The sequence below is a fragment of the Brevundimonas sp. MEB006b genome (assembly GCF_030209705.1).
In the GTDB taxonomy this organism is placed as follows: domain Bacteria; phylum Pseudomonadota; class Alphaproteobacteria; order Caulobacterales; family Caulobacteraceae; genus Brevundimonas.
This window is the reverse complement of the sequence record NZ_JARVRL010000003.1, coordinates 1-13,528: the sequence shown is the minus strand read 5'-3', so window position 1 is coordinate 13,528 and position 13,528 is coordinate 1. Positions and strand designations below refer to the sequence as shown.

17 protein-coding genes are annotated in these 13,528 nt (G+C 66.0%); 14 read left to right on the top strand and 3 right to left on the bottom strand.

The window, feature by feature from the left end; all coding sequences use genetic code 11:
• The first annotated feature begins 149 nt into the window (after nucleotides 1-149).
• From QRN13_RS04900 to QRN13_RS04890, 3 genes are all read left to right on the top strand, one after another.
• On the top strand, nucleotides 150-1,226 hold the full coding sequence (locus QRN13_RS04900) for an AGE family epimerase/isomerase (protein ID WP_284877053.1): 1,077 nt from the start codon (nucleotides 150-152) through the stop codon (nucleotides 1,224-1,226).
• Nucleotides 1,223-1,732: a D-glycero-alpha-D-manno-heptose-1,7-bisphosphate 7-phosphatase gene (locus QRN13_RS04895; protein ID WP_284877052.1), complete on the top strand. Its 510-nt coding sequence runs from the start codon at nucleotides 1,223-1,225 to the stop codon at nucleotides 1,730-1,732. Before QRN13_RS04900 ends, QRN13_RS04895 begins: the two co-directional genes overlap by 4 nt.
• Before the next feature lie 63 nt (nucleotides 1,733-1,795).
• Entirely contained in the window at nucleotides 1,796-2,677 is an 882-nt protein-coding gene (locus QRN13_RS04890) for an alpha/beta fold hydrolase (protein ID WP_284877051.1), read from the top strand.
• On the opposite strand, the gene QRN13_RS04885 is transcribed toward QRN13_RS04890, so the two are convergent.
• Nucleotides 2,674-3,648, bottom strand: coding sequence for an ABC transporter ATP-binding protein (locus QRN13_RS04885; RefSeq protein WP_055809533.1), 975 nt, complete (start codon nucleotides 3,646-3,648; stop codon nucleotides 2,674-2,676). The genes QRN13_RS04890 and QRN13_RS04885 overlap by 4 nt on opposite strands.
• A 185-nt stretch (nucleotides 3,649-3,833) precedes the next feature.
• Between QRN13_RS04885 and QRN13_RS04880 the strand changes: the two genes are divergently transcribed.
• From QRN13_RS04880 to polA, 5 genes are all read left to right on the top strand, one after another.
• Nucleotides 3,834-4,127, top strand: a complete 294-nt coding sequence (locus tag QRN13_RS04880; protein ID WP_284877050.1) for a hypothetical protein — start codon at nucleotides 3,834-3,836, stop codon at nucleotides 4,125-4,127.
• A gap of 56 nt (nucleotides 4,128-4,183) precedes the next feature.
• A complete protein-coding gene (locus tag QRN13_RS04875) occupies nucleotides 4,184-4,423 on the top strand; it encodes a zinc-finger domain-containing protein (RefSeq protein ID WP_017505425.1) in 240 nt (79 codons plus the stop codon).
• Between the two features lie 81 nt (nucleotides 4,424-4,504).
• On the top strand, nucleotides 4,505-4,945 hold the full coding sequence (locus tag QRN13_RS04870; protein WP_284877049.1) for a VOC family protein: 441 nt from the start codon (nucleotides 4,505-4,507) through the stop codon (nucleotides 4,943-4,945).
• Complete coding sequence (locus QRN13_RS04865) at nucleotides 4,945-5,562, top strand: DUF6655 family protein (RefSeq protein WP_017505427.1); 618 nt, start codon at nucleotides 4,945-4,947, stop codon at nucleotides 5,560-5,562. The genes QRN13_RS04870 and QRN13_RS04865 overlap by 1 nt, the downstream gene beginning before the upstream one ends.
• Before the next feature lie 37 nt (nucleotides 5,563-5,599).
• Nucleotides 5,600-8,512 (top strand): DNA polymerase I, encoded by a 2,913-nt coding sequence (gene polA, locus QRN13_RS04860; protein ID WP_284877048.1) that lies wholly within the window; start codon nucleotides 5,600-5,602, stop codon nucleotides 8,510-8,512.
• Nucleotides 8,513-8,519: 7 nt separating this feature from the next.
• Here polA and QRN13_RS04855 read toward each other — a convergent pair whose 3' ends face one another.
• A complete protein-coding gene (locus QRN13_RS04855) occupies nucleotides 8,520-9,674 on the bottom strand; it encodes a hypothetical protein (RefSeq protein ID WP_199061685.1) in 1,155 nt (384 codons plus the stop codon).
• 157 nt (nucleotides 9,675-9,831) lie between these two features.
• On the opposite strand from QRN13_RS04855, the gene QRN13_RS04850 reads away from it, so the two are divergent.
• Both QRN13_RS04850 and QRN13_RS04845 read left to right on the top strand, forming a co-directional pair.
• Nucleotides 9,832-10,035, top strand: coding sequence for a twin transmembrane helix small protein (locus tag QRN13_RS04850; protein WP_055755048.1), 204 nt, complete (start codon nucleotides 9,832-9,834; stop codon nucleotides 10,033-10,035).
• Nucleotides 10,036-10,037: 2 nt separating this feature from the next.
• Entirely contained in the window at nucleotides 10,038-10,610 is a 573-nt protein-coding gene (locus tag QRN13_RS04845) for a cob(I)yrinic acid a,c-diamide adenosyltransferase (protein WP_039246607.1), read from the top strand.
• Between the two features lie 10 nt (nucleotides 10,611-10,620).
• Here the strand turns inward: QRN13_RS04845 and QRN13_RS04840 are convergent, their stop codons facing one another.
• Nucleotides 10,621-10,965 carry a hypothetical protein gene (locus QRN13_RS04840; RefSeq protein ID WP_055755047.1) on the bottom strand — a complete coding sequence of 115 codons (345 nt, stop codon included), beginning with the start codon at nucleotides 10,963-10,965 and terminating at the stop codon, nucleotides 10,621-10,623.
• A gap of 116 nt (nucleotides 10,966-11,081) precedes the next feature.
• Between QRN13_RS04840 and QRN13_RS04835 the strand changes: the two genes are divergently transcribed.
• The 4 genes from QRN13_RS04835 (at nucleotide 11,082) to QRN13_RS04820 (ending at nucleotide 13,399) form a co-directional block, all read left to right on the top strand.
• Nucleotides 11,082-11,846 (top strand): electron transfer flavoprotein subunit beta/FixA family protein, encoded by a 765-nt coding sequence (locus QRN13_RS04835; protein ID WP_284877047.1) that lies wholly within the window; start codon nucleotides 11,082-11,084, stop codon nucleotides 11,844-11,846.
• Between the two features lies 1 nt (nucleotide 11,847).
• A complete protein-coding gene (locus QRN13_RS04830; RefSeq protein WP_284877045.1) occupies nucleotides 11,848-12,777 on the top strand; it encodes an electron transfer flavoprotein subunit alpha/FixB family protein in 930 nt (309 codons plus the stop codon).
• 76 nt (nucleotides 12,778-12,853) lie between these two features.
• Nucleotides 12,854-13,144, top strand: coding sequence for a DUF167 domain-containing protein (locus tag QRN13_RS04825; protein ID WP_284877044.1), 291 nt, complete (start codon nucleotides 12,854-12,856; stop codon nucleotides 13,142-13,144).
• 54 nt (nucleotides 13,145-13,198) lie between these two features.
• Entirely contained in the window at nucleotides 13,199-13,399 is a 201-nt protein-coding gene (locus QRN13_RS04820; protein ID WP_284877043.1) for a hypothetical protein, read from the top strand.
• The last annotated feature ends 129 nt before the right edge of the window (nucleotides 13,400-13,528 follow it).

Here is a 13,528-nt window from a genome sequence, read left to right as displayed (position 1 = left end):
GGGCGGCGGCCGGACAGGCGGGCCGCGAATGTCGGGTCGTCCTAGCAAGATCGGGCGCGCGGGCCAAATCGCGCGGCGTCACATCGCGTTGCCCTTTGCTACCGCACACAGGTCTTGGCGCCCGTCGGCTTGCGTCCTAAGCCAGCGCCATGACGACGCTTTCCGCCGCCCGGACCAGGGTCTCGAACTGGCTGTTCGACCAAGCCCTTCCGCTGTGGGCCGAGCAGGGCGTGGATGCGCAGGGGCGTTTCTTCGAGCAGTTGGATTTCGACGGCCGGCCGGTGACCGGTCTTCGTCGCCGCACGCGGGTTCAGGCGCGCCAGATCTATGTGTTCTGCGAAGCGGCCGCCTTGGGATGGGCGCAGGGCCGTGCGGTGGCCAAGGCCGGGCTGGATCAACTGATATCCAGTCGCCGACGTCACGACGGCCTTTGGGTCTCGGCAACCGATGACGACGGCATGGTGGTCAATGAGACGCCTGATCTTTACGATCTGGCCTTCGTCCTGTTCGCGCTCGCGGCGGCGCACCGCGTCATGGGTGATGCGCGAGCGCGGCCTCTGGCGCTTGAGACGCTGGCTGCAATCGATCGGTTGATGGCGTCTCCGCATGGGGGATGGGAGGAGGCCCTGCCGCCACGCCTGCCGCGGCGTCAAAATCCCCACATGCATATGCTGGAGGCGATGCTGGCCTGGCAGGCGATTGCGCCCGACCCAGCGTTCGAAGCGGCGGCGCGGGTGTCGCTGGACCTGTGCAAACACCGCTTCCTGGTCGACGGCGCGATCCGCGAATATTTCACCGAGGATTGGTCCGCCGATCCAGCGACGGGTCATGTGATCGAGCCGGGCCACCTCGAAGAATGGGCCTGGCTATTGAAACAGAGCGGGGACGATTCAGATCTGGCCACGGCGCTGCATCGTCGGGCGGCAACGCAGGGTTACCGCGACGGATTCGCCATCCGCGAGATCGGCCCGACGGGAGAGGTGCTGGATGGCGGGCGGCGTCTGTGGGCCCAAACCGAGGCCATTCGCACGGGGTTGAGTTTTGGCGACGCAGGCGTTTCGGCACTGATCGCCACCGTGTTCGACACGCATCTGGCGACCGCCGTGCCGGGCCTATGGGTGGACAGCTACGACGCCGACTGCCGCTCGCACGATGCGGCGGCGCCGGCGTCCAGCCTCTATCACCTGATGACCGCCTTTTCTGAACTGCTTCGGAGCGACGCATGACCGGCCTGCCCGCCGCCTTTCTGGATCGGGACGGGGTGCTGATCGAGGACAGTGGTTATCCGCATCGTCCGGAGCATCTGACGCTGATCCCGGGCGCGGCGGCGGCGGTGCGGCGGATGAACGAGGCCGGCTATCGCACCGTGATCGTGACGAACCAGTCGGGCGTGGCGCGGGGCCTGTTCAGCGAAGAGACGATGAACGCCTTCAACGATCTGTTGGTCGCGCGACTGGCCGATGAGGGGGCGATCATCGACGCCGTCTATTCCGCGCCCTTCCATCCCGAGGCGATCGAGGCGCGCTATCGCCATCCCGATCATCCCGACCGCAAACCCAATCCGGGCATGTTGCTGCGCGCCATCGCCGAGCACGATCTGGATCCGACGCAGTCCTTCATCATCGGCGATCAGACGCGCGATCTGCAGGCCGGAGAGCGCGCCGGGGTGCAGGGCTATCGCTTCGAAGGCGGGGACTTGGACGCTTTCGTGCGCGATGTGGTGGGTCTCTAAGACCAGGCGTCGCATTTCCTCGCCTGGCGAATTACTCTGATCCAAAATCGGAGGAGATCGCTAATGAGCGCGCCCTATCCATTCGCTGAACGCCGCTGGACCTCGCCGGATGGTCTCACGCTCTTTGCGCGGGACTATGCGCCCGGTCCCGGCGTCGCGCGGCCGCCGGTGATCGCCATCCATGGTCTGACCCGCAACAGCGCCGATTTCGAAGCCATCGCACCGCTGCTAGCCCAGAGCGGGCGGCGGGTGCTGGCGGTGGATGTGCGCGGGCGCGGCCTGTCAGACCGTGCGCCCGACCCCATGACCTATATGCTCGATGTCTATGCGCGCGACGTACTGGCCCTGATGGAGCATGCCGGGATCGACCGCGCGGTCTTCGTTGGCACCTCGATGGGCGGGTTGATCACCATGGCGCTGACGGCGATGCGGCCAAAGGCGGTGGTCGCAGCCATCCTGAACGACATCGGGCCGGAGGTGGCGCCGGAAGGTCTGGCGCGGATCGCCGCCTACAGCGGTCAGCCCGTCGAGATCGGCTCTTGGGCCGATGCGGCGGCCTATGCAAAGCGGATCAATGCGGTGGCCTTCCCGCACTATACGGATGCGGACTGGGACGCCTTCGCCCGGCGCATTTTCCGCCAGCAGCCGGACGGTGAGATCGCGCTGGACTACGATCCCGACATCGCCGTGCCGATCCGAGCGGCGGGGGCTAAGGCGCTGGTCCCGAACCTGTGGCCGATGTTCCGGCGGCTGGCGAAGAAGAAGCCGACGCTGCTGGTGCGGGGCGCTGCCTCGGATCTGCTGAGCGCTGACATCGCCGCGCGGATGAAGAGGGCGGCTCCAACCCTGGCCTATGTCGAGGTTCCCGGCATCGGCCACGCGCCCATGTTGGACGAGGCCGAGGCCAAGGCGGCGATCTTCGAGTTCCTGGCCGAGGTCGATTAGTCCCTGGTCGGGTCGACCCGTGACGCATCGCCGTAGGTCAGGGCCAGGAAGACGTCCTCCAGGTCCGGATCTTCGGTGGTGATGTCGGCGATGGTGACGCCGGCGGCGCGCACGGCGTTGATGACCTGCTCGACCGATGACTGCCCCTTCTTATAGGCGACCGCGAAGGCGCCGCCCGGACGAGGTGTCACCTCGAAACCGGCCAGCACCGGCGGCGTCGCCTGGGGCGTTTCCGGGGTCACGACGACATTGCGGCTGTCCAGACGGCGTAGAAGCTGCGGCGTCGGCTCGCAGGCCACCACCTCGCCCCGGTTGACGATGGCGATGGTGTCGCAAAGCTCCTGGGCCTCTTCGAGATAGTGGGTGGTCAGGACGATCGTCACCCCCTCCTCGTTGATGCGGCGGACATAGGCCCACAGCTGGCGACGCAGTTCGACGTCCACGCCGGCCGTCGGCTCGTCCAGGATCAGGATGGGCGGATTGTGGACCAAGGCCTTGGCCACCATCAGACGGCGCTTCATGCCGCCGGACAAGGCGCGGACATAGGCGTTGGCCTTGTCCGACAGGCCCAGCGCGGCCAGCAGTTCGTCGGACCGGCGCTCGTCCTTGGGCACGCCGTAAAAGCCCGCCTGCACCTCCAGCGATTCGCGCGGGGTGAAGAAGACGTCGGCGACGATCTCCTGCGGCACGACGCCCAGGGCGGCGGCGGCGTCGCGCGGCTCCTTATCGATGTCTCGGCCCCAGATGGTCACCGAGCCCTCGGACTTCTTCACGACCCCGGCCAGGATGTTGATCAGAGTCGACTTGCCGGCGCCGTTCGGGCCCAGCAGGCCGAAGACCGAGCCGCGCGGAATGACCAGATCGACGCCGCGCAGGGCCGTCTTGGGGGCAGCCTTCTTGGACCCGGCATAGGTCTTCTTCAGTCCCCGCACCTCGATGGCGTTGTCGGGCAGGGCGGGGGTCTCTGACATGGTCGGCTATTCACTCGGACGGGACGGCGAGCGGCATAGGTAGGGCGCACGATCGCAATCGCCAACCTGTCTCGCCGACACCATCCGGCAAGCAGACCTGTCTATGTGTCAATGGTGCTTGACGTAACCCGTCTATATGTCTAGCTTGCTTGTCATAAAGACAACCGACCTTGATGGAGATCGCCGTGACCCCCGTTCAAAAAGCCAAAACGCCTCTGACCCGCACCCGCCTGATCGGCTTCGTCGCCATGGCGGTCTGCGCCATCGGCTATGTCGGTGGAGGACTGGCGCTGCTGGCGGGCAAGACCGATCAGATCGAGATGACACATGCCGCCATCGCCGGCGCCGCCCTGCTGCTGATCGGCGAGATCGGTCTGTGGGTTGGCGCGGCCTGTCTAGGCCTGACCTTGTTTAAGAAGCGCAAAGCGATGCTGAATCGTCTTCTGGGCCGTCGCCCGGCGGCGCCCAGCGAGGTTTGACCTTCGGGGCCGGTCCGCCTAGGAAGCGCGCAAGCCTTTCAGACCCGGACCGGACCATGCCTCCCCGCCATTCCGACGCCATCATCCCGCCGCCCGAAGAGATCGTCGTCTCGACCAAACGCGTGGCCTGCGACGGCGGCGGCGGGGCCCTGGGCCATCCGCTGGTCTATATGGACATGGGCGAGGACGACTTCATCGAGTGCGGCTATTGCGACCGGCGTTTCGTCCTGTCGGCCCAGGCCCACGACGAGAACGAATATCTGAGCCCCGCCGCCCGCGCGCCCGAGGCCCACTGAGACCGTAACCTCAGTTCAGTCGCGGTGTTGCGGCGGTTGGGTCTATAGACGGCTGACACGCTGTTCGGACGGAGACGAGCCTTGCGCTATCTGCACACCATGGTCCGGGTAAAGGACATCGACGCCTCGCTGCACTTCTATTGCGACCTTCTGGGTCTGCAGGAGGTGCACCGCACCGAGAACGAGGCGGGCCGGTTCACGCTCGTGTTTCTCGCCGCGCCCAAGAATCTGGAACAGTCGGCGGCGGAACGCTGCCCCGAGGTCGAGCTGACCTTCAACTGGGATCCGGAAGAGTATCAGGGCGGCCGCAACTTCGGTCACCTGGCCTATAAGGTCGATGACATCTACGCCGCCTGCCAAAAGCTGATGGACGGCGGGGTGACGATCAACCGTCCGCCGCGCGACGGCAACATGGCCTTCGTCCGCTCGCCCGACGGCATCTCCATCGAATTGCTTCAGGAAGGCGCGCCGCTGGCGCCGGCCGAGCCCTGGGTCTCCATGCCGAACGTCGGCGCCTGGTGATGACGGCGCGGACGGCGGCTCTGCTGACGGTTGCGGCGGTCGTGCTGTCGGCCTGCGCCTCGACCACCGAAAGCAACACCGGCCGCACGGCGACGGAGCAGCTGCTCTTGGCGCGCGCCTCGGACCGGGCGGTCGAGGGGCTGGTCCTGCCGCTGCCGACGGGCGCTTCGGTCTTCATCGACGACGCCTATTTCCAAGGCGAGGGCACTCGCTACGCCGTCAGCGCGATCCGGGGGGCGATCTCGGACGCCGGTTTCAGCCTGGCCCGCAACAAGGACGAGGCGAACGCCGTGTTCGAAATCCGCGCCGGCGCGCTTTCGCTGGAGCAGATGCGGCGGGTCTTCGGCATTCCCGAAATGCGGATCCCGATCAACGAGACCTTCAACGTCGTCTCCCTGCCGGAACTGTCGGTCTACAGCCACCGGGACCGGGTCGGGGTCGCAGAGTTTTCCGGCTTCCTCTACGAAGCCAAGACCGGTGCGCCGCTGGGCGCGGTGGTGCCGATGATCGGCACCTATCGCATCCGCAGCCATAAGGCCTTCATGGTCGTGTCCTGGGGCCAGCAGCAGGCCCAGCCGGGTCAACGCGATCCGGGATCGAGCTGGACCGAATTCTGACGCTGACGCGGGGGCGTAGGAGCCCTATGTTCCCGCCATGACCGAGACGACTGCGCCCGAAAATCCAGAAACCGAACGCCCGATGACGCAGGACGGCCCTGCGCTGCGTCTGTGGATGATCGACGCCTCGGCCTACATCTTTCGCGCCTATCACGCCCTGCCGCCATTAACGAGAAAGTCCGACGGCCTGCCGGTCGGCGCGGTCCAGGGCTACTGCAACATGTTGTGGAAGCTGCTGAAGGACATGAAGGGCGCCGATGGTCCGACCCATCTCGTGGCCATCTTCGACCACTCGGAAAAGACGTTCCGCAACACCCTGTACGATCAATACAAGGCCCACCGCCCGCCGCCGCCCGAAGATCTGATCCCGCAGTTCCCGCTGGTGCGCGAGGCGACGGCGGCGTTCGGCGTGCATTGCGTCGAACTGCCCGGCTATGAAGCCGACGACCTGATCGCCACCTACGCCTGCAAGGCGCGCGATGCAGGCGGGGAGGCGGTGATCGTCTCGTCGGACAAGGACCTGATGCAGCTGATCGGCGGCGGCGTCGTGATGTGGGATCCGATGAAGGATCGGCGTCTGGCCGAGCCTGAGGTCTTCGAAAAGTTCGGGGTTGCGCCTGAGAAGATGGTCGACCTGCAGGCCCTGATCGGCGACAGCGTGGACAACGTCCCCGGCGCGCCAGGCATCGGACCGAAGACGGCGGCGCAGCTGCTGGACGAATATGGCGATCTGGACACCCTGTTGGCCAATGCCGGTGAGATCAAACAGCCCAAGCGCCGCCAGACTCTGATCGACTTCGCCGACCAGATCCGTCTGTCGCGCGAGCTGGTGCGCCTGACCTGCGATGCGCCGGCGCCCGAGGCGATCGACGATTTCGCTGTGCGCGATCCCGATCCCGCGATCCTGTCGGCCTTTCTGGAGACGATGGAGTTCCGCTCGCTGCAGCGCCGCGTCGGCGACGGCAAGGCCGGGCCCAGCGACGTCTCGGCCTTTGCGCCCAAGCGCGCGACGAACCTGAACGCGCCGGTCGCGACCCCTCGCTACGGCCAGGTCGTCGAAGGCCCGGCCGAGGTTCAGACCTTCGATCACGCGGCTTACGAATGCGTCCAGACCGATGAGGCGCTGGATCGCTGGATCGCGCGCGCGACCGAGGTCGGCGTCGTCGGCTTCGACACCGAGACCGACACGCTGTCGGCGACCCACGCGGGTCTGTGCGGCGTGTCGTTGGCGGTGGGGCCGAACGAGGCCTGCTACATCCCCCTGACGCACGAGCACGAGCCGCAGTCCGGCGAGGGCGGACTATTTGGCGAAACGGGCGAGGCGCCCGAGCCGATCCATCAGCTGGACAAGCCCACGACCCTGGCGAAGCTGAAGACGCTTCTGGAAGACCCGTCGGTCCTGAAGGTGCTTCAGAACGCCAAATACGACATCGCCGTCATGGCGCGTCGGGGCATCCGCGTCGCGCCCTATGACGACACCATGCTGGTCTCCTATGTGCTGGAGGGCGGACTGCACGGGCACGGAATGGACGAGCTGGCGCGCCTGCACCTGGGCCACGAGCCGATCGCATTCAAGAGCGTGGCGGGCGCCGGCAAGAGCCAGAAATCTTTCAAGCACGTCGCGCTGAAACCGGCCTCGGAATATGCCGCCGAGGATGCGGATGTGACGCTGCGGCTGTGGCGTATTCTGAAACCCCGTCTGGCGCGTGAGGGCCTGTCCACCGTCTATGAGACGCTCGAGCGCGGCATGCCAACGGTGCTGGCGGACATGGAGCTGAACGGCGTTCGCATCGATCCCGACCGACTGAAGCGCCTATCCAGCGAGTTCGGCCTGCGCATGGCCGAGCTGGAGGCCCAGGCCCATGAGATCGCCGGGCGGCCCTTCAACATCGGTTCGCCGCGCCAGATCGGAGAGATCCTGTTCGGCGAACTGAACCTGCCGGGCGGCAAGAAGACCGCCTCGGGCCAGTGGGGCACCGACGCCAGCGTGTTGGAGGAACTGGCTCTCAGCCACGATCTGCCGCGCGCCATCCTGGACTGGCGCCAGCTGTCGAAGCTGAAGGGCACCTATACGGATGCCCTGACCGCGGCGGCCGATCCCAAGACGGACCGCGTTCACACCAGCTATCAACTGGCCGCCGCCACCACGGGCCGTCTGGCATCCAGCGATCCCAACCTGCAGAACATCCCCATCCGCACCGAGACGGGCCGCGAAATCCGCCAGGCCTTCATCGCTGCGCCGGGCAATGTCCTGATCAGCGCCGACTACAGCCAGATCGAGCTGCGCCTTTTGGCCCATATCGGCGATATTTTCGAACTGAAGCGCGCCTTCAAGGCGGGGCTGGATATTCACGCGGCGACGGCCTCGGAGATGTTCGGCGTGCCGGTCGAGGGCATGCCGTCCGAGACCCGCCGTCGCGCCAAGGCGATCAACTTCGGCATCGTCTACGGCATTTCAGCCTTCGGCCTGGCCAATCAGCTGGGCATCGATCAGGGCGAGGCGGGGGCCTATATCAAGACCTATTTCGAGCGCTTCCCCGGCATCCGCGCCTATATGGACAAGACCAAGGCCGAGGTCCGCCAGACGGGCTTCGTCTCGACCGTCTTCGGCCGCCGGATACACATCCCGGCCATCCACTCCAAGTCCGGCGCCGAGCGCCAGTTCGGCGAGCGTGCCGCCATCAACGCCCCGATCCAGGGCGCGGCCGCCGACATCATCCGCCGCGCCATGATCCGCATGCCCGCCGCCCTGACCGAAGCCGGCCTCAGCACGCGCATGCTGCTTCAGGTCCACGACGAACTGGTGTTCGAGGCGCCGGAAGCCGAGGCCGACCGCGCCGTCGCCGTCATCAAACGCGTGATGGAAAACGCTTCGGACCCAGCCGTGGCCCTGACCGTGCCCCTCGTAGTAGATGCCCGCGCGGCGTCGAACTGGGACGCGGCGCACTAGGATCGGGCTAGGCGGCGATCATGCCGATGTCGTCGGGGAGTTCGCCGCGGCCGAGCAGGCCGGTTTCGAAGTCCATGAAGATGTCCATCAGCTCCTCGACGTTCACCGGAGAGGCCGACGGGCCGAAGCGGAAGCGCCAGTAGCTGACGATGTGCTGGACGGCGCCCAGCTGGTCGCCCAGCTTTGCGAACATGGAGGGGGCGTCCAGCAGGAAGTCACGGAAAGCGATAGGGCGGCCTTCCTGGGTCAATTTGGCGTAGGCGTCGTCATAGACGCGCAGGGTTCTGCTGACCTCGTCGCACGTCTTGATGATGCGGCCGCGCAGGACATCGCGGCTCCGCGCAAGATATTCCTTGGCGGCGCGATCGACCTTGCCGACGGGCTTGATGGTGCGCACGGCCTCGGCGACGCCGGCGACCTCGCCCAGCAGGGCGGCGAGCGTCCATTTGTAATAGAGGAAGCCTTTCCAGCAAAAGACGCCCTCCTGATACTGTTCGGGCGCCAGGCGCAGGGTCAGTCGCAGGGCGTCCAGCTGATCGCCGGGCGTGTTCGACAGAATCTTGGACGCCATCCGCCCGGCCGAATCCGAGTTCACTGCGATCGTATCCGCGCCCAGGCTCAGCGTGACCAGCGGCTCGATCTCGCTGCGGACGAAGGCCAGCATGCGCTGAAGATCACTGTCGCTGATCGAGAAGTAGCAGGGCGAGGGGTCCAGGCCGCCGCGACGCAGCTGTTCTCGCAGCAGGAAGGGGTCCAGAGACGGCAGCTTATCGATCAGGCGCAGGGTCTCGATGTCGGGATGGTTGGGCGCAACGCCGAACGCCTCCATCATCATCCGCTCAAAGCCGATCTGATTGACGAAGACGTATCGGCCGCCGGTCTTCAAGTCGGCATCGTCGATGGGGATGACGACCTTAGTCGCGACCTGGCGTCGGCCGGTGAACAGATCGGTCTCATTGCGCCGCAGACGATGTTTGATGATCAGGGCGCGGTTCAGCGCCGCCGTACGGAAGATCGGACGCGCCGCCCAGTCGGGATTGCGCACGGCGCCGTCGGGCGCGCTGTCGCCGTTCTCCTCCCACACGCGCAGCAGATTCAGCACGCGAGCTGTGGAGGCCGAGCTCTTGAGGTGCTCCAGGTTGCGGACGGCGCGATCAGTCATGGCGCTGACGTTACGCCAACAATCGTCACCAAATGGCTTAGCTCGGGAAATAAAATATCTGCGGTCGGCGAACTTCTGCCGTTCGATCCTGCGCGCCGGACAATGGCTTTGAGCGCTGCGCTGGCGCGTGACGGCGATCCGGGTCTAGAACGGCGGCATGCAGATTTTCGACATTTTGATCATCCTCGCGATCCTGGCCGTGACGATCACCTTGGGCTTCGGCCTCTATTCGCTGTTCCGGGGCGGGGACTATGCGCGCAGCCATTCCAACAAGCTGATGCGTCTGCGCGTCGGGCTTCAGGCGGTCGCCGTCATCCTGCTGGTCGTCGGCATGATGTGGAAGGCGACGCAGGGAGCCTGATCATGGTGACGCTGAACAAAATCTACACCCGCACGGGCGACGACGGTCGCACGCGTCTGGCGTCTGGCGCGCCTGTGTCCAAGAGCGATGCTCGGGTCGAGGCCTATGGCGCGGTGGATGAGCTGAACGCGGTGATCGGGGTCGCCCGGCTGAACAGCGGCCAGAACGACCGGATCGACGCCATGCTGGGCCGGATCCAGAATGAGCTGTTCGACCTGGGCGCCGATCTGGCCACGCCTCTGGACCCGCCGCCGGCCTGGGAGGCCTTGCGCATCGTCGAGAGCCAGGTTGCGCGCCTTGAGCAGGAAATCGACTGGATGAACGAGAGCCTGAAGGCGCTCGACAGCTTCATCCTGCCGGGCGGCGCGCCGTTGTCGGCCCATCTGCATGTCGCGCGCACCGTCTGCCGACGGGCCGAACGCGAGGCGGTGCGCCTGATCGAAAACGGCGAGGCCGTGAATGTCGAAGCGGTCAAATATCTGAACCGCCTCTCCGACCATCTGTTCGTCGCCGCGCGACGCGCCAACGCCAACGGCGCCAGCGACATCAAATGGAAGCCCGGCGCGACCCGTTAGGCGAAACCGGTCAGGCGGCGGGACGCGCCGCCGCCAGTGCGGCTTTCTGACGCTCGGCCTCTGCGGCGCGGGCGCGGCTCTGGGCGGCGAGGTCCTGTTCTATGCGAACCAGCTCGCGGTTCTTCTCGGCCGACGCCTCGGCGCGCGACACGCCATTGGGGCGGCCGGTGATCTGGGCGATCGAGATGGGCTGGGCGCAGATACGGCTTTCCATGTCGTACCATTTGCCGGCCGCCTCGCAGCGTTTGCCGGGCGCGACCCAATAGTCCTGCAGGGCGAAAATCCCGACGACTGTGATGCCGAACAGGCCGAAGAAGATCATCGCCAGGCGGGGAAAGGTCAGGAAACGCTTCATCTCGTGGTCCGTTGGATAGGGATCGAAGCCGCAGCTTGACCCCGCGTTACGTTGACAGGCCTTCGCGACCGCTCCATGTCCTGCCCACACATTCAGGCGATTTCACGGATAGACCCATGAAGGTACTCGTCCCCGTCAAACGGGTGATCGACTATAACGTCAAGGCCCGCGTCAAGGCGGATCAGTCGGGCGTCGATCTGGCCAACGTCAAGATGAGCATGAACCCCTTCGACGAGATCGCCGTCGAAGAGGCGGTTCGTCTGAAGGAAGGCAAGGAACACCATGCGGCCGGCACCGCGACGGAAATCGTCGTGGTCTCCATAGGCGTGACCCAGGCCCAGGAAACGATCCGCACGGCGCTGGCCATGGGCGCGGATCGGGGTCTGCTGATCCAGTCGGACACGGATCTCGAGCCGCTGGCTGTCGCCAAGCTGCTGAAGGCGGTGGTCGAGGAAGAAAAGCCCGATCTTGTCCTGATGGGCAAACAGTCCATCGACGGCGACAACAATGCGGTGGGCCAGATGCTGGCCGCCCTCTTGGACTGGCCTCAGGCGACCTTCGCCGGCAAGCTGGTGATCGACGCCGGCAAGGCGACGGTCACGCGCGAGGTCGATGGCGGTCTGCAGACGATCGCCGCCGCACTTCCGGCGGTGGTGACGGTGGACCTGCGGCTGAACACGCCGCGCTACGCCTCCCTGCCGAACATCATGAAGGCCAAGAAGAAGGAGATCGCCATGAAGGCGGTCGCCGACTACGGCGTCGATGTCGCCGACCGCCTGAAGGTCATCAAGGTCACCGAGCCGCCCAAGCGGTCGGCCGGCGTCAAGGTGGCCGATGCGGCCGAACTGGTTTCCAAGCTCAAGTCTGCGGGAGCGCTGTAATATGGCTGTCCTCGTCATCGCCGATCACGACGGTTCGACCGTTCGCGACACCACCCACAAGACCGTGACAGCCGCGCTGAGCCTGTCGTCCGATGTGGACGTCCTGGTCCTCGGGCAGGGGGCGCAGGCCGCCGCCGACAGCGCCGCCAAGATCGCCGGCGTCCGCAAGGTGCTGCTGGCTGATAGCGCCGGTCTGGGCAAGATGCTGGCCGAGGCGGTCGAGGCGACCGTCCTGCCGCTGGCCGGGGCTTACGGCGCCATCCTGACGCCGGCGACCACGGACGGGAAGAACTTCGCCCCGCGTCTGGCCGCCAAGCTGGATGTCGCGCCGATCTCGGATATCGTCGAGGTGGTGTCGGCCGATACCTTCGTGCGCCCCATCTATGCCGGCAATGCGCTGGAGACGATCCAGTCGTCGGACGCCAAGAAGGTGATCACGGTGCGACCGACCGCCTTCGCGGCCGCTGCTGATGGCGGTTCGGCCCCGGTCGAGAGCGTCGCCGGCGCCGATGCGCCCAAGACGGCCTTCGTGTCCGAGGAAATGGTCAAGTCGGACCGGCCCGAACTGGGCGCCGCCAAGATCATCGTCTCGGGCGGTCGCGCCCTGGGCTCGGCGGACGAGTTCCATGCCGTGATGGAGCCGCTCGCCGACAAGCTGGGGGCCGCCATCGGCGCCTCGCGCGCGGCGGTCGACGCCGGCTATGCGCCCAACGACTATCAGGTCGGTCAGACCGGCAAGGTGGTCGCCCCGGCGCTCTACATCGCCATCGGCATCTCGGGCGCCATTCAGCACTTGGCCGGGATGAAGGACTCCAAGACCATCGTCGCCATCAACAAGGATGCGGACGCCCCGATCTTCCAGGTCGCGGACTATGGTCTGGTCGGCGACTACAAGACGGTCGTGCCGGAACTAATGGCCGCCCTAGGCTAGGCCCAGGTCGAATCGATCTGAAGAGGGCGCGGCGCCGATCGGAGCCGCGCCCTTTTTCTTGCCCGCAGAGGACGGCATGGCGAACTTGCCCATAAGGCTGCAGCCCGGCGCTGCGGCCGATCGCATTGATGGCTGGGCGACCGACGCCGAGGGACGACCCGTGCTCAAGGTGCGCGTCCGCGCCCGTCCGATCGAGGGAGAGGCCAACGACGCCCTGATCCGGATGCTGGCCAAAAGCCTTGGCGTGCCGAAGTCGTCGATCAGCGTCGGACGCGGCGGACAGTCGCGCTCGAAAATGATCGTCGTGAAGGGACTGGATGACGAAGAGCTGCGCTCGCGCCTCGTCGACGGTCTTTCTGGCGATTGAGGAGAGCCATCCGGCCGATTGGTGCGTTCTGCATCGGAACAGGAGACCAGCCCAATGACGATGGACGCCCGCATCCTCCACGCCCGCAGCGGCGTCACGCTTGAGCAGAAGGACGATGTCTATAGGGTCTCAAGCCTGCGGCTGTCCGACCCGGCGACTTTCTCGGAAGAGGCGGACGCCCAACGCGCCTTCGATAATGAGGTCGCGGCTTCCGAGCAGGATCCAGAGCTGATGTCGCGTCTCGGCGGGGCCTGAAAAGGCGAAACGCCCGGATTTGCGGGCCCCGAACAGGCTCGGGGACTGCGATTCCTGATCGACGATCATGAGTCTGCGAGAAACTTCCCCCGGACTGTCAGAATCCGCTTGCTGACAAATCCGCCTCTC